Below are 20,754 nucleotides of genomic sequence, written 5' to 3'. Positions count from 1 at the left end.
CGCCACCCGCCCCGGCGCGTCGCCCGAGGTCAGCAGCAGCCCGGTGGTGACCAGGTAGGAGAGTCCGAAGTAGGCGTCCCACAGGCCGAACCAGCGGCGCACCGGGACCTGGTGGCGGATCGGCCCGGCCGGGGCGCGGCCCGTTTCCACCGTCGGCGACTGGACGGCGGAATGGTCGGCCGGATGGTCGACGGGCTGGTCAGGGGCGACGCTTGCGTGCACGCTGACCAGTCCTACCACGCCCGGCGCGCCGCACACCACGCCCGAGCGCGGTCGGGGCGACCCGCGCCCGGTGTACGTCGATCGGTGGACAGCCGGTTCCATCGGGCGGTCGTTCCGCGGCTCCGCGTCCGTTCCTAGCCTGGACTGCAGTGCGGGAAAAGCACGGTGAACGGGACTTCTGGAGTACGGACGATGAGTGACTTCATGATCACGCTGGTGGTCAGCGGGACAGTGCTGCTGGTGATCCTCGCCGGCGACCTCGGCCGCCGCAAGGTCAACGCCCTGCGGCTGATCCGGCCGCTGATCGCGGTCGCGGTGGTCATGGTGCTCTTCTTCCACTCGCCGCAGCTGGACGGCAACGACCTGTCGCTGCAACTGGTCGGCATCGGCCTCGGCACCATCCTCGGCCTGGCGGCCGGCGCGATGATGCCCGCCGAGAGGGACCCGTCCGGGCAGGTCTACACTCGGGCCGGTGTGCTCTACGGGCTCTTCTGGCTCGCCATGTCGGGCGCCCGGGTGCTCTTCGTCTACGGGATCGAGCACTGGTACACCGCCGCGATCATCACCTTCTCCGTCAAGTACCGGATCAGCGGGCCCGAGGTCTTCTCCAACTCCCTCGTGCTGATGGCGCTGGCCACCGTGCTGGCGCGGACCGTCGTGGTGATGAACCGCCGCCGCCGGCTGCGCGTCGCGGTCGCCTAGCCCCGACGGTCACACGGCTGCCCAAGCGAAGCGAGAGGAACCACCACCGTGCCCCACCCCGACGGACCCCGCCTGCGGCCGCCCCACCACCGGGTGGAGCGCCGTGCCATCGCCTGGTGGATGGTGCGCGCCGCGCTGATCCCGGTGCCCACCGCCCTGGTGACGGGTGTTCTCTACCTGCTGATCCCGCCGGCCCGGTTGGTCTTCGGTCCGGTCTTCCTCGTGGTCGCGCTGTTCGGGCTCGCCTACCTGACCGTCATGCCGCTGTGGCGCTACCGCGTGCACCGCTGGGAGACCACCGACCACGCCGTCTACACCAGCTCCGGCTGGCTGTGGCAGCACTGGCGGGTGGCGCCGCTGTCGCGGATCCAGACCGTGGACACCGTGCGCGGCCCGTTGGAGCAGCTCTTCGGCCTCAGCGGCATCAAGGTCACCACGGCCTCCGCCTCGGGCGCCCTGATCATCCGGGGCCTCGACCGCGGTCGCGCCGCCGACGTCGTCGAGCACCTGACCACCGCCACGCAGGCCACCACGGGGGACGCGACATGACGGGCGACGTGACCCGCGAGGCGACCGACGAGGTGATCGCGGGCGCCGAGCGCGCCGCGGCCCCGGCCGCCGAGCCCGCCTGGCACCGGCTGAGCCTGCGCCTGATACCGGTTCACCTGAGCTGGCTGGTCGCCCCCGTCGTCTCCGGGATCGGCACCCTGATCGGCACCGGCGGCAGGCTCAACCTTCAGGCGCTGCTCACCATCGCCTCGTTCACCGTGGCCTTCCTGATCGTCGCCGGCATCAACCTCACCCGCGTCCTCACCACCGGCTACCGGATCACCGACGCACGGCTGGAACTGCGTTCGGGCCTGCTGTTCCGCAGCCGCCGCTCCGTGCCGCTGGAGCGGATCCGCAGCGCCGACGTCACCGCGCGTCCGCTGCACCGTCTGCTCGGCCTGGCCACGGTGAACGTGGGCGCCGCCGTCCACGGCGCCTCCGCGGCCCGCAGCCTCTCGCTGGACGGCGTCACCCTCGCCCAGGCGCACGCACTGCAGCAGGAACTGCTGAGCGGCCGGGCCGCGCGTCTCGCGCGCCGGTCGACGGCGGCCGACCCGGACGAGGCCCTCGATCCCGCCGAATCGTCCGTCCCGGCCCCCGTCGCCGAACTGTCCTGGTCCTGGCTGCGCTACGCCCCGCTCACGATCTGGGGTGTCGGCGGACTCCTGGCCGTTCTCGGCATCTGCTACAACACCCTGCACGAGATGCAGATCGATCCGCTGAAGCTGGGCGTCGTGCACCAGCTGGTCGCCGCCTTCACCGCGGTGCCGCTGTGGGTCGCGGTGCCGGCGCTGCTGCTGGTGCTGGCCGCCCTGGGCACCGTCGTGGCCGTCGGCCAGTACATCGAGGGCTGGTACGGGTACCGCCTGGAGCGCGAGGACGGCGGCGTGCTGCGGCTGCGGCGCGGCCTGTGGAAGCACCGCTCCGTCTCCATCGAGGAGCGGCGGCTGCGCGGCCTGGAACTGGTCGAGTCGCTGCTGCTGCGCTGGGGTGGCGGCGCGAGGCTGTACGCGGTCGCCACCGGACTGGGCAACGCCGAGGAGAACCGTACGCGCGGCATCCTGGTCCCGCCCGCACCGCGCGCGGAGGCTCTGCGGGTCGCCGACGAGCTGAGCCCGGACGGTCAGCCATCGCCCGTGGCGGCCGAGTTGACCGCCCATCCGAGGGTGGCCCGGCGTCGCCGGATCAACCGGGGCCTGACCGTGGTCGTGCTCGCCGCCGCCGTGGTGGCGCTGCCCGGCATCTGGGTGCCGGGGTTCCTCCCGGCCGCCGGCGTGGTCGCCGCGGTCCTGCTGCCCGGCGCGGTGTGGCTGGGTGTGGACGCCTACCGGGCGCTCGGCCACGCCCTGGTGGGCGACCACCTGGTGGCCCGCTCGGGCGTCTTCGCCCGCCGCACCGTCGCACTCCAGCGCACCGGCGTGATCGGCTGGACCGTCAGCCGTTCGGTGTTCCAGCGCCGCAGCGGGCTGCTCACCCTCACCGCCACCACGGCGGCCGGCCGCGGCGCCTACCGGGTGCGTGACGTGACCCTCGCCGAGGGGCTTTCGCTCGCCGAGCAGGCCGTGCCCGACCTGCTCGCCCCGTTTCTCGAAAGGGACTGACCGCGCCCAGGGAAGCGGGCGGCCCCGGCGGACAGAGTTCGCCGGGGCGACGCATTTTGTAATTCCGACTTTCCCGCGGGCGGCGGGAAGGTATTTTCGCGTCATGCGGCGACCGGCGCCCCGGAATTGCATTCCGGCGGCGTCCGGATATACGCAGGGGTACGCGCAGGATTGCGTAGGGGTGCCTGGGGGGACGTAGGGGTACCTGGTGATCACCACCAAATGGCAGGCTGACCGATGGTTTTGGATACCGTCTGCTGGGTGGTGGAGCGCGATGATGAACCAGTCCGAGGGAATTGTTCCGGAGCCGGACGGTGCGGATGCCGGAAATTCGGATGCGCTGTCATCTTTGCGGCAGCGGCTGACCGGTCACGCCGAGGCCGACCAGCAGCGCCTGCTGCTGAACCTCGTGCTGGAGCACGCCACCGAATCCCTGCGCGGCCGTCCGTCCGCCGCCGTCGAGGCCGACCGCCCGTTCCTGGAGCTCGGCTTCGACTCGCTGGCCGCCGTCGACCTGCACAGCCGGCTTCAGGCCGCGACCGGGCTGCGCCTGCCGGTCACCCTGGTCTTCGACCACCCCACCGCCGCGTCCCTCGCCCGGCACCTGCGGGCCGAGATCCTGGGCCTGGCCGCCGCCGACGACCGCCCTGAGCCGCTCGGCTCCGCCGACGACGAGCCCATCGCGATCGTCGCCATGGCCTGCCGGTTCCCCGGCGACGCGAACAGCCCCGAGCAGCTGTGGCAGCTGGTCGCCGACGGCGTCGACGCGATCTCCGCCTTCCCGGCCGGCCGCGGCTGGGACCTCGGCGGCCTCTACGACCCGGACCCGGACCACCCGGGCACCAGCTACGCGCAGGCCGGCGGCTTCCTGCACGACGCCGACACCTTCGACCCCGGCTTCTTCGGCATCTCGCCGCGCGAGGCTCTGGCGATGGACCCGCAGCAGCGGCTGCTGCTGGAGACCTCCTGGGAGGCGTTCGAGCGCGCCGGCATCGACCCGGGCACCCTGCGCGAGTCCCGCACCGGGGTCTTCATCGGCGCCGAGGCCCAGGACTACGGACCGCGCCTGCACGAGGCGGCCGAGGGCATGGAGGGCTACCTGGTCACCGGCACCGCCGGCAGCGTCGCCTCGGGCCGGCTCTCCTACACCTTCGGCTTCCAGGGCCCGGCGGTCACCGTCGACACCGCCTGCTCGTCCTCGCTGGTCGCGCTGCACCTGGCCGTGCAGTCGCTGCGCCGCGGCGAGTGCGGCGTGGCGCTGGCCGGCGGCGTGGCCGTGATGGCCAACCCCGGGTCGTTCATCGCCTTCAGCCGCCAGCGCGGCCTGGCCCCCGACGGCCGCTGCAAGCCGTTCGCCGACGCCGCCGACGGCACCGCCTGGGGCGAGGGCGTCGGCATGCTGCTGGTCGAGCGGCTGTCCGACGCCCGGCGCAACGGGCACCCCGTGCTGGCCGTCGTGCGCGGCTCGGCGATCAACCAGGACGGCGCCAGCAACGGCCTGACCGCCCCCAACGGCCCGTCCCAGCAGCGGGTGATCCGCCAGGCCCTGGCCGACGCCGGGCTGACGGCCGGTGAGGTCGACGCGGTCGAGGCGCACGGCACCGGCACCACCCTCGGCGACCCGATCGAGGCGCAGGCCCTGCTCGCCACCTACGGCCAGGACCGCCCCGCGGACCAGCCGCTGCGGCTCGGCTCGCTCAAGTCCAACATCGGCCACACCCAGGCCGCCGCCGGCATCGGCGGCGTCATCAAGATGGTCATGGCGATGCAGAACGGCGTGCTGCCGCGCACCCTGCACGTCGACGCGCCCAGCGCGCACGTCGACTGGACCGCCGGCGCCGTCGAACTGCTCACCGAGCCGATGCCGTGGCCCGCGACCGGCCGTCCCCGCCGCGCCGGCGTCTCCTCCTTCGGCATGAGCGGCACCAACGCCCACACCGTCATCGAGCAGGCCCCGGAAGCCACCGAGCCCGTCACGGTCGCCGAACCGGTCTCCGTCACGCCGGCCGTGCTGCCGTGGGTGCTGTCGGCCAAGACCCCTGAGGCGCTGCGCGAGCAGGCCGAGCGGCTGCACGCGCACGTTGCCGCGCACCCCGGCCAGAGCCCGGCCGACCTCGGCCACTCGCTGGCCACCACCCGCGCGGGCTTCGAGCACCGGGCCGCGCTGGTGGCCGGCGACCGCACGGAGTTCCAGCAGGCGCTGCGCGCGCTCGCCGACGGCACCGGTCTGCCCGGCCTCGTCCAGGGCGCCCCGGACACCGGCCGCACCGCCTTCGTCTTCACCGGCCAGGGCAGCCAGCGCCTGGCCATGGGCCGCGAGCTGTACGAGACCTTCCCGGTCTTCACCCGCGCCCTCGACCAGGCCTGCGGTCACCTCGACCTCCAGCTGGAGCGTCCGCTGCGCGAGGTGCTGTTCGCGGCGCAGGGTTCGGCCGAGGCCGAGCTGCTGCACCAGACCGCCTACACCCAGCCGGCGCTGTTCGCCGTCGAGGTGGCGCTGTTCCGCCTCGCCGAGTCCTGGGGCCTGCGCCCGGACTTCCTGGCCGGGCACTCGATCGGCGAGCTCGCCGCCGCCCACGTCGCCGGGGTTCTCACCCTGCCGGACGCCGCCCTGCTGGTCGCCGCACGCGGTCGGCTCATGCAGGAACTGCCCGGCGGCGGCGCGATGGTGGCCCTGCAGGCCACGGAGGCCGAGGTGCTGGCCGACCTCGCCGGCCGCGAGGGCCGGGTCGCCGTCGCGGCCGTCAACGGGCCCGACGCGGTGGTGGTCGCCGGTGACGAGGACGCCGTGCTCGCCGCCGCCGCGCACTGGCAGGCCGAGGGCCGCAAGACCAAGCGGCTGACGGTCAGCCACGCCTTCCACTCCCCGCACATGGACGGCATGCTCGCCGAGTTCCGGCGCGCCGCCCAGGTGGTGACCTACGCCGCGCCGACCGTCCCGATCGTCTCCACCCTCACCGGCGAGCTGGTGACCGCCGAGGAGATCGGCGCCCCCGAGTACTGGGTGCGGCACGTGCGCGAGGCCGTCCGCTTCGCGGACGCGATGCGCGTGCTCGAGCGCGAGGGCGTCAGCACCGTGGTGGAGCTGGGCCCCGACGGCGTGCTGTCGGCGATGGGCCAGGCATGCGTGACCGAGCCCGTCGCGTTCCTGCCGGTGCTGCGCGCCGACCGCCCCGAGGTCCGCACCTTCACCACCGCTCTGGCCGAGGCGCACGTCCGCGGCCGCGCCCTCGACTGGGACGGGGTCTTCGCGGGCCAGGGCGCCCGTCGGGTGGACCTGCCGACCTACGCGTTCCAGCGTGAGCGTTACTGGCTGGAGAGCGGCAGCGCCCTCGGCGACGTCGCCTCGATCGGCCTCGACTCCGCCGACCACCCGCTGCTGGGCGCCGCGGTGGCCCTCGCCGACGTCGACGGCTTCCTGTTCACCGGGCGGCTCGCCCTGGACACCCACCCCTGGCTGGCCGACCACGCCGTGCAGGGCAGCGTGCTGCTGCCCGGCACCGCCTTCGTGGACCTGGCGATCCGGGCCGGCGACCAGGTCGGCTGCGACCTGGTCGAGGAACTGACGCTCGAAGCACCGCTGTTGCTGCCCGAGCACGGCGGCGTGCAGCTCCAGATCGTGGTGAGCGGCGCCGACGAGAGCGGCAGCCGCTCGCTCAGCCTGCACTCCCGTGTCGAGGGCGCCCCGGCCGACGAGCCGTGGAGCCGCCACGCCACCGGTGTGCTCACCGCGGGCGCCGCCATGGCCGGTTTCGACCTCGCCGCCTGGCCGCCCGCCGACGCCCGCCCGGTCGACGTCCGGCAGATCCACAGCGATCTCGCCGAGGCCGGGTTCGGCTACGGCCCCGCCTTCCAGGGCCTGCGCGCAGCCTGGCTGCGCGGCGCCGAGATCTTCGCCGAGATCGCCCTGCCCGACGCGGCGGAGGACGACACCGACCGGTTCGGCCTGCACCCCGCCCTGCTCGACGCCGCCCTGCACGCGCTGGGCGCGGACACCCGCGACGACGCGCTCCGTGGCGGCCTGCCGTTCGCCTGGAGCGGCGTCACCCTGCACGCCACCGGTGCGTCCGCACTCCGGGTGCGGATCACCGCACTGGGCGGAGGCGAGGTCGCCCTCGACCTCGCCGACGGCACCGGCCGACCGGTGATGTCGGTGCGCTCCCTGGCGCTGCGCGAGATCTCCGTCGAGCAGCTCGGTGCCGCTCGGGGTGCGCACCACGAGTCGCTGTTCCGGGTGGAGTGGACGGCGCTGCCGCTGGCCGGCGGTGTCGAGCGTGGTCGTTGGGCTGCGCTCGGTGGTGCGCTGGAGGGTCCCGCCGTCGAGGGCTTCGCCGATCTGGGGGGGTTGGCGGCGGCCGAGGTCGTGCCGGATGTGGTGTTCGCGTCCTGCGGTTCGGCGGCGGGTGAGCTGTCGGCGGGCGCGGTGCGGGAGGTCTCCCACCGGGCCCTGGGGCTGGTGCAGGGCTGGCTGGCCGAGGAGCGCTTCGCTGACGCGCGGCTGGTGGTGGTGACGCGTGGCGCGGTCGCGCCGCTGTCGGGTGAGGCGTTGGCCGATCCGGCGGGTGCGGCGGTGTGGGGTCTGGTGCGTTCCGCGCAGGCGGAGAACCCGGACCGGTTCGTGCTGCTCGACCTGGACGCGGCCGACTCCCCGGCGGACCTGGATGGCGTGCTGGCGGCGGCGCCGCCGGTGGCGAGCCGGAACTGGCGATCCGTCAGGGTGCCTGCTCCGTGCCCCGACTGGCCCGGATCGCCGTGGACGAGACACAGGACAGTGCCCCCTGGCGACTGGACCAGGACGGCACCGTCCTGATCACCGGCGGCACCGGCGCCCTGGGCGCCGTCGCTGCTCGCCACCTGGTCGCCGAGCACGGCGCCCGGCACCTGCTGCTCACCAGCCGACGCGGCGCCGACGCCCCCGGTGCGGCTGACCTGGCCGACGAACTGGCCGAGCTGGGCGCCACCGTGACGCTGGCGGCGTGCGACGTCGCCGACCGTGCGGCGCTCGCCGAGCTGCTGGGCTCGCTGGACCGTCCGCTCACCGCCGTCGTGCACACCGCGGGCGTCCTCGACGACGGCGTCGTCTCCTCGCTCACGCCCGAGCGCTTCGACGCCGTGCTGCGGCCCAAGGTCGACGCCGCGCTCAACCTGCACGAGCTGACCGTCGGACTCGACCTGGCGGCCTTCGTCCTCTACTCCTCGAACGCCGCTGCCCTCGGCGGCGCCGGCCAGGCCAACTACGCCGCCGCCAACGCCTTCCTCGACGCGCTGGCCGCCCACCGGGCCCGGCTCGGCCTGCCCGCGCTCTCGCTCGCCTGGGGCCCGTGGGCCGACGGCGGCATGGCGAGCACCCTGGACGCCGCCGACCTCCAGCGGCTGGCGCGGGACGGCATGCCCGGCCTCGCCGACGGCGAGGGCCTGGCCCTGCTCGACACGGCCACTCGCCTGGGCCACGCCGCCCTGGTCCCGATGCGCGTCGACCTGGGCGCGCTGCGCTCCCGCGCCGCCGCCGGCACCCTGCCCGCGCTGCTGCGCGGCCTCGTCCGCACGCCCGTCCGCCGGGCCGCGCTGGCCGCCGCGGGAGGCGGCTCGGAGCTTCTGCGCCGACTGGCCGGCCTCTCCGAGGCCGAGCTCGACCGCGAGCTGCTGGAGGTCCTGCGGGTGCGGGTGGCCGCCGTCCTGGGCCACGCCTCGGCCGAGGTGATCGAGGCCGGTCGCGCCTTCAAGGACCTCGGCTTCGACTCGCTGACCTCCGTCGAGCTGCGCAACGCGCTCAACACGGCCACGGGCCTGCGCCTGCCGCCCACCCTGATCTTCGACTACCCGACCCCCGCCGCGCTCGCGGAGTACCTGCGCACCCGGATCGTCGGCGCCGCTCCGGCGGCCACGGCCACCGGAGCACCCAAGGCCCAGACGGCCGACGACCCGATCGCCATCGTCGGCATGGCCTGCCGCTACCCGGGCGGCGTCCAGTCGCCGGACGACTTGTGGCGGCTGGTCACGGAGGGCGGCGACGCGATCTCGGGCTTCCCGGCCGGTCGTGGCTGGGACGTGGAGAACCTCTACCACCCGGACCCGGACCACCCGGGCACCTCGTACTCCTGCGAGGGCGGCTTCCTGCACGACGCGGGCCTGTTCGACCCCGCGTTCTTCGGTATCTCGCCGCGTGAGGCCGTCGCGATGGACCCGCAGCAGCGACTGCTGCTGGAGGTCTCCTGGGAGGCGATCGAGCGCGCCGGCATCGACCCGGCCCTGCTCAAGGGCAGCCGCACCGGCGTCTTCGCGGGTGTGATGTACCACGACTACGCCACCCGGATCAGCGAACTGCCCGAGGGCGTCGAGGGCTACCTCGGCACCGGCACCGCCGGCAGCGTCGCCTCCGGGCGCGTCGCCTACACGCTCGGGCTGGAGGGCCCGGCGGTCACCGTCGACACCGCCTGCTCCTCCTCGCTGGTCGCCCTGCACCTCGCGGTGCAGGCGCTGCGCCAGGGTGAGTGCACGATGGCCCTCGCGGGTGGCGCGACCGTCATGGCGACGCCCGAGGCGTTCATCGACTTCAGCCGCCAGCGCGGCCTGGCGTCCGACGGGCGCTGCAAGGCGTTCTCGGCCGGTGCGGACGGCACCGGCTGGGCCGAGGGCGCGGGCATGCTGCTGGTCGAGCGCCTGTCCGACGCCCGGCGCAACGGGCACCCGGTGCTGGCGATCGTGCGCGGTTCGGCGATCAACCAGGACGGCGCCAGCAACGGGCTCACCGCCCCGAACGGTCCCTCGCAGCAGCGGGTGATCCGCCAGGCGCTCCAGGACGCCGGACTGACGGCCGACCAGGTGAGCGTGGTCGAGGCGCACGGCACCGGCACTCCGCTGGGCGACCCGATCGAGGCGCACGCGCTGCTCGCCACCTACGGCCAGGACCGGGCCGAGGACCAGCCGCTCTGGCTGGGCTCCCTGAAGACCAACATCGGCCACACCCAGGCGGCGGCGGGCGTCGGCGGCATCATCAAGATGGTCATGGCGATGCGCCACGGGCTGCTGCCCCGCACCCTGCACGCGGACGAGCGCTCCGCGAACGTCGACTGGACGGCGGGCGCGGTCGAGCTGCTGACCGAGGCGCGCGACTGGCCGGAGACCGGCCGTCCGCGCCGAGCCGGGGTGTCGTCCTTCGGGTTCAGCGGCACCAACGCCCACACCATCATCGAGCAGGCTCCCGCCGTCGAGGGCGCGCAGGTCGAGGCCGCTGCCGCGCCGCTGCCCGCCGTCCAGCCGTGGATCCTCTCGGCCCGCGGCGAGGAGGCCCTGCGCGAGCAGGCGCGTGCCCTGCTCACCCACCTCACCGACCTCACTCAGCTCGACGCGGAGGCCGAGCCGACCACCGCCGACCTGGCCTACTCGCTGGCGACGGGTCGCGCGGCGCTGGAGGACCGGGCGGTCCTCGTGGCCGCCGACCGCACGGAGTTCGCCCGCGCGCTGGCCGCGCTGGCGGCCGGCGAGCCGACCGCTGACGCGGTGCTCGGCACCGCCGGCACGGCGGGACGACTCGCCTACCTGTTCACCGGTCAGGGCAGTCAGCGGGCCGGGATGGGCCGTGAGCTGTACGAGGCGTTCCCGGTGTTCGCGGCGGCGTTCGACGCGGTCTGCGCGGAGCTGGACGGGCAGCTGGACCTTTCGGTGCGGGAGGTCGTCTTCGCGGGTGAGCGGATCGACGAGACGGCGTTCACGCAGCCGGCGTTGTTCGCCCTCGAGGTGGCGCTGTTCCGTCTCATAGAGTCCTGGGGTGTCCGCCCGGACTTCCTGGCGGGCCACTCGATCGGTGAGATCGCGGCCGCGCACGCGGCGGGCGTGCTCTCGCTGGCGGACGCCGCGAAGCTGGTCGCGGCCCGTGGCCGGCTGATGCAGCAGCTGCCTGCGGGCGGTGCGATGGTGGCGGTGCAGGCGTCCGAGGACGAGGTGCTGCCGCTGCTCACCGACGAGGTGGGGATCGCCGCCGTCAACGGCCCGACGTCGGTGGTGATATCCGGCGCCGAGGCGGCGGCTGCGGCGGTCGCCGAACAGTTCGCCGGACAGGGGCGCAAGACCAAGCGGCTGACGGTCAGTCACGCGTTCCACTCGCCGCTGATGGACCCGATGCTGGACGAGTTCCGGGCGGTCGTGTCGGGTCTGACCTTCGACGCTCCCCGGATCCCGATCGTCTCCACCCTCGACCAGACCGCCGACCTCACCCAGCCCGAGTACTGGGTGCGCCACGTCCGCGAGGCGGTCCGCTTCCGCGACGCCATCGGGGCGCTGGAGGCCCAGGGCGTCCGCACCTTCCTGGAGCTCGGCCCGGACGGCGTGCTCGCCGCGATGGGCCAGGACTGCGTGACCGAGACGGCGGCCTTCGCGCCGCTACTGCGCGCCGACCGTCCCGAGGACCGTACGCTGACCACCGCGCTCGCCCAACTCCACGTACGCGGCGTCGCCGTGGACTGGTCGGCGTTCTTCGCCGGACGCGGTGCGCGACGCGTCGACCTGCCGACCTACGCGTTCCAGCGGCAGTGGTACTGGCTGGAGAACGCGACCGCCGTGGCGGTCCCGACGCAGGCGCAGACCGACGCGGTCGACGCCACCTTCTGGGAGGCCGTCGACAGCGGCGACCTCGCCACCCTTACCACGGCCCTCGACCTGGGCGGCGACCAGCCGTTCAGCTCGGTGCTGCCGGCGCTGTCGGCCTGGCGCCGCAAGAGCCGCGAGCAGGCGACGGTGGACGGCTGGCGCTACCGCGTCACCTGGAAGCCCGTGCGTCAGGCCGCCTCGGGTGCCCCCTCGGGCACCTGGATGGTGGCGTTCCCGACCGGGTCGAGCGAGAGCACCGCTGTGCTCGCCACGCTGCGGGCGCTGTCCGCGCGCGGCGTCGAGGTCCGGCAGGTCGAGATCGACGGTGCGGCCCGGGAGCGCGACGCCCTGGCGCACCTGCTGCGTGACACCGCGCAGGACGCCGCCGAGGTCGCCGGCGTGGTCTGGCTGCCGGCGGCGGACGCCGAGCCGATGCTCACCGCGACGCTGGTGCAGGCGCTCGGTGACGCGGGTGTCGTCGCACCCCTGTGGTGCGTGACGCGCGGCGCGGTGTCGACGGGCCGCACCGACCGGCCGGCCAATCCGGACCAGGCCCAGCTGTGGGGTCTGGGCCGGGTGGTGGCGCTGGAGCACCCTGAGCGCTGGGGTGGTCTCGTCGACCTCCCGGAGAACGTGGACGACCGCGTGCTCGCGCGCCTTGCCGGTGTGCTGGCCGCCGTCGGCGGCGAGGACCAGGTCGCCGTCCGCGCGTCGGGCGTCTTCGCTCGTCGCCTGGTGCGCGCGTCGCGTGGCGAGGCAGCCCCGTGGCAGCCCTCGGGCACGGTGCTGGTCACCGGTGGCACCGGTGCGCTGGGCGCGGAGGTGTCGCGTTGGCTGGTCCGCAACGGCGCCCAGCACCTGCTGCTGACCAGCCGTCGGGGTCTGGACGCGCCCGGCGCGGTGGAACTGCGTGACGAGCTGGCCGCCGCCGGTGCGAGCGTCACCGTCGCCGCGTGCGACGTGGCTGACCGCGACGCGCTGGCCGCGCTGCTCGCGGCGCTGGACCAGCCGGTGTCGGCCGTCTTCCACACGGCCGGAGTGCTGGACGACGGGATGGTGGACGGCCTGACCGCCGAGCGCTTCACCGCCGTCACCCGTCCGAAGGTGGAGGCGGCGCGCAACCTGCACGAACTCACCGACAGCCTGTCCGCGTTCGTGCTCTTCTCCTCGATCGCCGGCACCGTCGGCAACGCCGGCCAGGGCAACTACGCCGCCGCCAACGCCTACCTCGACGCGCTCGTCGAGCAGCGCCGGGCCGACGGCCTGGCCGCGACGTCCATCGCCTGGGGCCCCTGGGCCCAGGGCGGCATGGCCGCCGACGCGACCCTCGAACAGCGCCTGCGCCGCGACGGTGTCCCGCCGATGGCTCCGGAGCCGGCCGTCGCCGCCCTCCAGCAGGCACTGGACCACGGTGACGGCGCCCTCACGGTCGCCGACATCACCTGGGACCGCTTCCTGTCGGTCATGACGGCCGGGCGCCCCAGCCGACTCTTCGACGACCTTCCGGAGGCCCGACCGGCCGCCGGTGCGGAGGCGTCGGCCGCCGTCGCCTCGCCGACCGGTCGCCTGGCCGGCCTGTCCGAGGCCGAGCAGCGGCGCGCCCTGCTGGACCTGGTGCGCACCACCGTCGCCACCGTCCTGGCCCACACCGGCACGGAGAGGATCGAGTCCGGCCGGGCCTTCAAGGAGCTGGGCTTCGACTCGCTGACCGCCGTCGAGCTGCGCAACCGGCTCAACGCGGCGACCGGCCTCAGCCTGCCCAGCAGCCTGGTCTTCGACTACCCGACGGCCGACGCGCTCGCCGACCACCTGGGCTCCGAGCTCCTCGGCCGGGACACCAGCGACGCGACGCCTGCCGCCGTCACGGTCGTGACGGACGACGAGCCCATCGCCATCGTCGCGATGAGCTGCCGTTTCCCCGGCGGGGTGACCTCGCCCGAGGAGCTGTGGCAGCTGCTCGTCTCGGGCGGCGACGCGATGTCCGGCCTGCCGACCGACCGCGGTTGGAACGTCGACACGCTCTACCACCCGGACCCGGAGCAGGTCGGCCGGATCTACACCCGTGAGGGCGGATTCCTCTACGACGCGGCCGAGTTCGACCCGGCCTTCTTCGGCGTCTCGCCGCGCGAGGCGCTGTCGATGGACCCGCAGCAGCGTCTGCTGCTGGAGACCAGCTGGGAGGCGTTCGAGCGGGCGGGCATCGACCCGACGACCCTGCGCGGAAGCCGCACCGGCGTCTTCGCCGGCACCAACGGCCAGGACTACCTCGCGCTTCTGATGAACTCGCCCGAGGAGCTGGAGGGCCATCTCGGCACCGGCACCTCGGCCAGTGTGCTGGCCGGCCGCCTCTCCTACACCTTCGGGCTGGAGGGCCCGGCGGTCACCGTCGACACCGCCTGCTCCTCCTCGCTGGTCGCCCTGCACCTGGCGGTGCAGGCCCTGCGCAACGGCGAGTGCGAACTCGCCCTCGCCGGTGGCGTCACCGTGATGGCCACGCCCGACACCTTCCTCGACTTCAGCCGCCAGCGCGGCCTGTCGGCGGACGGCCGGTGCAAGGCCTTCTCCGCCGCCGCCGACGGCACCGCCTGGGGCGAGGGCGCGGGCATGCTGCTCGTCGAGCGGCTGTCCGACGCGCAGCGCAACGGCCACACGGTCCTCGCGGTCGTCCGCGGCTCGGCTGTCAACCAGGACGGCGCCAGCAACGGTCTGACCGCCCCCAACGGGCCGTCCCAGCAGCGCGTCATCCGCCAGGCGCTGGAGAACGCACGCCTCACCGCCGACCAGATCGACGCGGTCGAGGCCCACGGCACCGGCACGGCCCTCGGCGACCCGATCGAGGCGCAGGCCCTCCTGGCCACCTACGGCCGCGACCGCGCCGACGACCAGCCGCTGTGGCTGGGTTCGATCAAGTCCAACATCGGGCACACGCAGGCCGCGGCGGGTGTCGCCGGTGTGATCAAGATGGTCATGGCGATGCGGCACGGCATGCTGCCGCAGACCCTGCACGTCGAGCAGCCGACGCCGCACGTCGACTGGTCGGCGGGTGCGGTGGAGCTGCTGACCGAGGCCACGGAGTGGCCTGAGACCGGTGCGCCGCGCCGGGTCGGCGTCTCCTCCTTCGGCTTCAGCGGGACCAACGCGCACACCATCCTGGAGCAGGCGCCCGCGCCCGCCGAGGTGCCGGCCGTCGAGGCGACCGTGTCGCCGTCGGTGCTGCCGGTGGTGCTGTCCGGCCGGGACACGACCGCCCTGCGGGCCCAGGCGGAGCGACTGCTGTCGGTTGCCGGGGATGCCGAACTCCCCAGCCTCGCCTTCTCGTTGGCAACCAGCCGGGCGGCGCTGGAGCGTCGCGCGGTGGTGATCGCCGGCGAGCGGGACGAACTGCTGCGCGGACTGCGCGCGTTGGCGGCGGGGGAGTCCGCGGCGAACGTGCTCGACGCTGCCGCTGTCGACGGCCGGGTTGCCTTCCTGTTCACCGGTCAGGGCAGCCAGCGGGCCGGAATGGGCCGTGAGCTGTACGAGGGGTTCCCGGTGTTCGCGGATGCGCTGGACGAGGTGTTCGCACACCTGGACCAGCACCTGGACCGCCCACTGCGGGACGTCGTCTTCGCGGGTGAGCGGATCGACCAGACGGCATACACGCAGCCGGCGCTGTTCGCGATCGAGGTCGCACTGTTCCGCCTCGTGGAGTCCTGGGGTCTGACGCCGGACTTCCTGGCCGGTCACTCGATCGGCGAGCTGGCGGCTGCGCACGTCGCGGGTGTCCTCTCGCTTGCGGATGCGGCGACCCTGGTCGCGGTGCGTGGCCGGCTGATGCAGGCGTTGCCGTCGGGCGGTGCGATGGTGGCGGTGCAGGCGTCCGAGGACGAGGTGCTGTCGCTGCTCACCGACGAGGTGGGGATCGCGGCCGTCAACGGCCCGACCTCCGTGGTGCTTTCCGGTGCCGAGCAGGCCGTGCTGGAGGTCGCCGGGCAGTTGGCCGCGCAGGGTCGCAAGACCAAGCGGCTGACGGTGAGCCACGCGTTCCACTCGCCGCTGATGGACCCGATGCTCGACGAGTTCCGGGCTGTCGTGGCGGGTCTGACGTTCGACGCTCCGCGGATCCCGATCGTGTCGACGCTCGACCAGTCCGCCGACCTGACCTCGCCCGAGTACTGGGTGCGGCATGTCCACGAGGCCGTGCGCTTCCGCGACGCCGTCGAGACGCTGGAGCGTGAGGGCGTCCGGACCTTCGTGGAGCTTGGTCCGGACGGCGTGCTGTCCGCGCTCGGCCAGGACTGCGTCACCGTCGAGGACGTCGCGTTCGCGCCCGTCCTGCGGGCCGAGCGCCCCGAGGTCCGCACGCTGACCACGGCCCTCGCCCAGGCCCATGTGCGCGGCGTGACCGTCGACTGGACGGCGTTCTACGCCGGCACCGGCGCGCAGCGCGTCGACCTCCCCACCTACGCCTTCCAGCGCCAGCGCTACTGGCCGCGCACGCCGCTGCTGGCGGCGGGTGACGTGACGTCGATCGGGCTCGGCGCGACCGGGCACCCGCTGCTCGGGGCCAGCGTCGAACTGCCCGACGCCGACGGCGTGGTGTTCACCGGCCGTCTGTCGGTGCAGACGCACCCGTGGCTGGCCGACCATGCCGTGATGGGCTCGATCCTGCTGCCGGGCACCGCCTTCGTCGAACTGGCCGTGCGGGCCGGTGACGGAGTCGGCTGCTCGGTGCTGGAGGAGCTGACGCTGGAGTCGCCGCTGGTCCTGCCCGAGCGCGGTGGCGTCCAGCTGCGACTGGCCCTGGGCGCGGCGGACGGATCCGGCCGCCGTTCCCTGACCGTGCACTCCCGTCTGGAGGAGGCACTGCCGGAGGAGCCGTGGACCCGGCACGCCACCGGCGTGCTCGCGCCCGCCGTCAACGCCGCGCCGGCGTTCGAGCTGACCGAGTGGCCGCCGGCCGGTGCGGTCGAGGTCGACGTCACGGACCTGTACGAGCGCCTGGCCGCCGCCGGTTTCGGCTACGGCCCGGTCTTCCAGGGCCTGCGCGCCGCCTGGCGTCACGACGGCGACGTCTATGCCGAGCTCCGCCTCCCGGAAGCCGCGCAGGAGGAGGCCGCCCTCTACGGTCTGCACCCGGCGCTGCTGGACTCCGCGCTGCACGCTCTCGGCCTCGACATCACCGGGCCGGTCGGCGCTGAGGCGCCCCGTCAGGCCCGCATCCCGTTCGCATGGAACGGTGTGACCCTGTACGCCACCGGCGCCGGCGCGCTGCGCCTGCGGCTCTCCGAGCGCAGCCAGGATGCCGCCGCGCTGATGCTGGCCGACGAGACCGGTCAGCCGGTCGCCGTGGTCGAGTCGTTGGTCTCCCGCGAGGTCTCCGACAGCCAGGTGCGCAGCGCCCGAGGCGGGTTCGTGGAGTCGCTGTTCCGGGTGGAGTGGGTCGCGCTGCCGGTGTCGGCCGCACCGGCCGGCCGGTGGGCCGCGCTGGGCACCGACCAGCCGGCCGTCGCCGGAGGCGGCACCCCTGTCTTCGCCGACCTGGCCGCGCTGGGCGCGGCGGTCGACGGCGGTCTGGCCGTCCCCGACGCGGTGTTCCTGACGCTGGGCGCTGGTGCCAACGCCGCCGATTCGGCCGACGCCGTCCGGGCCGCGCTGCACGGCGCGCTCGGCGTCGTCCAGGGGTGGCTGGCGGACGACCGGTTCGCCGCGTCCCGTCTGGTCCTGGTGACCCGTGGCGCGGTCGAGGCTGACGAGAGCGGCCTCACCGACCTCACCCACGCCCCGGTCTGGGGACTGGTCCGTGCCGCGCAGGGGGAGAACCCCGACCGGCTGGTGCTGCTGGACGTCGATGGCGGGGACTTCTCCCGCGAGGCCCTGTCGGCCGCGCTGACCGCGGGCGAGCCCGAACTGGCCGTCCGTGGCGGCGCCCTGCGCGCGCCCCGCTTGGCCCGGGTGGCCGCCGCTGTCGATGCGGCGCCGGTGTTCGACACTGACGGCACGGTGCTGGTGACCGGTGCGTCCGGGATGCTGGGTGGTCTGGTGGCCCGGCATCTGGTGGTCGAGCACGGGGTGCGGAGCCTGCTGCTGGTGTCGCGGCGCGGCGCGGACGCGCCCGGCGCGGCGGAACTGGTCGCTGAGTTGGCCGCGTTGGGTGCGGATGTCACGGTCGCGGCGTGCGACGTGGCGGACCGTGAGGCGCTGGCCGGGCTGCTGGCGGAGCACCCGGTCTCAGGTGTGGTGCACACGGCTGGTGTGCTGGACGACGGGATCGTCTCCTCCCTCACGCCCGAGCGCTTGGACTCGGTGCTGCGTCCGAAGCTGGACGCCGCGCTCAACCTGCACGAACTCACCTCGGACCTTTCCGCGTTCGTGCTCTTCTCCTCCGCCGCGGGCACGCTGAGCAGCCCCGGCCAGGGCAACTACGCCGCCGCGAACGTCTTCCTGGACGCGCTGGCGCGGCAGCGCCGGGCCCAAGGCCTCGCCGCCACCTCGCTCGCCTGGGGCCCGTGGGCCGACAGCAGCGGCATGGTCGGCAGCCTGGACGAGCTCGACGTCCAGCGGATGAGCCGAGGTGGCATCCACGGGCTCTCCTCGGCTGAGGGCCTGACCCTCCTCGACGCCGGCACCGCGACCGGCGAGGCGGCGCTGGTGCCGATGCGCCTCGACCTGACCGCACTGCGGGCCCAGGCTGCCGCCGGCACGCTGCCCGCCCTGCTGCGCGGGCTGGTCCGGGTCCCGGCGCGTCGTGTCGCGCGGGCCGGTGCGGCCGGCGGCTCGGAGCTGACCGGCCGTCTGCTGGCACTCCCGGCGGGCGAGCGCGAGGGTGCGCTGCTGGACCTGGTGTGCGGTCGTGTGGCGGCGGTGCTGGGCTACGCGGACGCGACAGCGGTCGAGTCCGGCCGGGCCTTCAAGGAGCTGGGCTTCGACTCGCTGACCGCCGTCGAGCTGCGCAACGAGCTCAACGGCGCGACCGGCCTGCGCCTGCCCGCGACGCTGGTCTTCGACTACCCCAGCCCGCTGGCTCTGGCCGCCTTCCTCCTCGCCGAGCTGCTGGGCGACGCCACGGACGCCACTGCGACCGGCCCGGCCGTCGCCGTGGCGGTCGACGAGCCGATCGCGATCGTCGGCATGGCCTGCCGCTACCCGGGCGGCGTGGAGTCGCCCGAGGACCTGTGGCGGCTCGTCTTCGAAGCCGGCGACGCGGTCTCCGGCTTCCCGACCAGCCGTGGCTGGGACCTGGACAACCTCTACCACCCGGACCCGGACCACCAGGGCACCACCTACGCCCGCGAGGGCGGCTTCCTGCACGATGCGGGCCTGTTCGACCCGGAGTTCTTCGGCATCTCGCCGCGTGAGGCGCTGGCGATGGACCCGCAGCAGCGCCTGCTGCTGGAGACCTCCTGGGAGGCCATCGAGCGCGCCGGCATCGACCCGGCCACCCTCAAGGGCAGCCGGACCGGCGTCTTCGCCGGCGTCATGTACCACGACTACGCCACCGGAATCAGCTCGCTGCCGGACGGAGTCGAGGGCTACCTGGGCACCGGTGTGTCCGGCAGCATCGCCTCCGGGCGCGTCGCCTACACCCTGGGCCTGGAGGGCCCGGCGGTCACCGTCGACACCGCGTGCTCCTCCTCGCTGGTCGCCCTGCACTGGGCGGTCCAGGCGCTGCGCAACGGCGAGTGCACGATGGCACTCGCGGGCGGTGTGACCGTGATGGCCACGCCCGAGACCTTCGTCGACTTCAGCCGCCAGCGCGGTCTCTCCGCGGACGGGCGCTGCAAGGCGTTCTCCGCCGACGCGGACGGCACCGGCTGGGGTGAGGGCGTCGGCATGCTGCTCGTCGAGCGGCTGTCGGACGCCGAGCGCAACGGCCACACGGTGCTCGCGGTCGTGCGCGGCAGCGCGGTGAACCAGGACGGTGCGAGCAACGGTCTGACGGCGCCCAACGGTCCCTCGCAGCAGCGGGTGATCCGGCAGTCCCTGGCCAACGCGGGTCTGACGGCCGACGAGATCGACGCGGTCGAGGCGCACGGCACGGGCACCGGGCTCGGTGACCCGATCGAGGCCCAGGCCCTGCTCGCGACGTACGGTCAGGAGAAGTCGGCCGAACGGCCGCTGTGGCTGGGGTCGCTGAAGTCGAACATCGGCCACACGCAGGCGGCGGCGGGCGTCGGCGGCATCATCAAGATGGTCATGGCGATGCGCGAGGGTGTGCTGCCGCAGACCCTGCACGTCACCGAGCCGTCGCGGAAGGTGGATTGGGCTTCGGGCGCGGTGGAGCTGCTGACCGAGCAGCGTGAGTGGCCGGAGACCGGTCGTCCGCGTCGCGCGGCGGTGTCGTCCTTCGGCATCAGCGGCACCAACGCCCACACGATCCTGGAGTACCTGCCGGTCGAGCCGGCCCCGGCGGCGGAGAGCGCGGATGCGCCGGCTGTGCCGCTGGTGCTGTCGGCGAAGAGTGAGGCGGCGCTGCCTGGGCAGGCGGCTCGTCTGCTGGCGTTGCTGGGCGGGCGGCCGGAGGTGTCGCTGGCGGACGTGGGTCGTTCGCTGGTGGCGTCGCGGTCGGTGTTCGAGCAGCGTGCGGTGGTGGTTGCGGGTGACCGTGACGGTGCGGTGCGGGGGCTTGAGGCGTTGGCGTCGGGTGGTGTGGCTTCCGAGGTCGTGCGTGGTGTGGCGGGTGCTGCGGGGAAGGTGGCGTTCGTCTTCCCGGGTCAGGGTTCGCAGTGGGCCGCGATGGCGGTGGAGCTGCTGGAGTCCTCGGCGGTGTTCGCGCAGCGGATGGCCGAGTGCGCGGCGGCGCTGGCGCCGTTCGCCGAGGACTGGTCGCTGCTGGACGTGGTCCGTGGCGAGTCCGGTGACGGCTGGCTGGACCGGGTGGATGTGGTGCAGCCGGTGCTGTGGGCGGTGATGGTCTCGCTCGCGGAGGTCTGGCGTGCGGCCGGGGTTCGTCCGGCGGCGGTCGTGGGGCATTCGCAGGGTGAGATCGCTGCTGCTGTGGTCGCCGGTGCGCTGTCGCTGGACGACGGTGCGCGCGTGGTGGCGCTGCGCAGTCGGGCGATCGCCGGTGGTCTGGCGGGTCTCGGCGGCATGGTGTCGGTGGCGCTGCCGGTCG

5 protein-coding genes and 1 pseudogene are annotated in these 20,754 nt (G+C 74.2%); 5 read left to right on the top strand and 1 reads right to left on the bottom strand.

Annotated elements, in window-relative coordinates:
- Nucleotides 1-222 (bottom strand): hypothetical protein (locus tag TR50_RS47175; RefSeq protein ID WP_042429483.1); only part of this gene is annotated, 222 nt, incomplete at its 3' end.
- A 192-nt stretch (nucleotides 223-414) separates the two neighbouring features.
- Here TR50_RS47175 and TR50_RS30395 point away from each other — a divergent pair.
- The 5 genes and pseudogenes from TR50_RS30395 to TR50_RS30375 all read left to right on the top strand — a co-directional run.
- Complete coding sequence (locus tag TR50_RS30395) at nucleotides 415-924, top strand: hypothetical protein (protein ID WP_052441529.1); 510 nt, start codon at nucleotides 415-417, stop codon at nucleotides 922-924.
- A 48-nt stretch (nucleotides 925-972) separates the two neighbouring features.
- Nucleotides 973-1,473 carry a PH domain-containing protein gene (locus TR50_RS30390; protein WP_042429480.1) on the top strand — a complete coding sequence of 167 codons (501 nt, stop codon included), beginning with the start codon at nucleotides 973-975 and terminating at the stop codon, nucleotides 1,471-1,473.
- The gene (locus TR50_RS30385; RefSeq protein WP_152648728.1) at nucleotides 1,470-3,074 is read left to right on the top strand and encodes a PH domain-containing protein; all 1,605 of its coding nucleotides are present in this window, start codon (nucleotides 1,470-1,472) and stop codon (nucleotides 3,072-3,074) included. The genes TR50_RS30390 and TR50_RS30385 overlap by 4 nt, the downstream gene beginning before the upstream one ends.
- A 310-nt stretch (nucleotides 3,075-3,384) precedes the next feature.
- Nucleotides 3,385-7,884 (top strand): annotated as a pseudogene (locus tag TR50_RS30380) (type I polyketide synthase); the annotation flags it as partial.
- The coding region (locus tag TR50_RS30375) for a type I polyketide synthase (RefSeq protein ID WP_160311212.1) at nucleotides 7,803-20,754 on the top strand (12,952 nt) is incomplete at its 3' end. The pseudogene TR50_RS30380 and the gene TR50_RS30375, both read left to right, overlap by 82 nt.

Origin of the sequence: Streptacidiphilus anmyonensis (assembly GCF_000787855.1) — a bacterium.
Lineage (GTDB): Bacteria > Actinomycetota > Actinomycetes > Streptomycetales > Streptomycetaceae > Streptacidiphilus > Streptacidiphilus anmyonensis.
The sequence above is the reverse complement of the archived record's forward strand: the minus strand, read 5'-3'. Positions and strand labels throughout refer to the sequence as shown.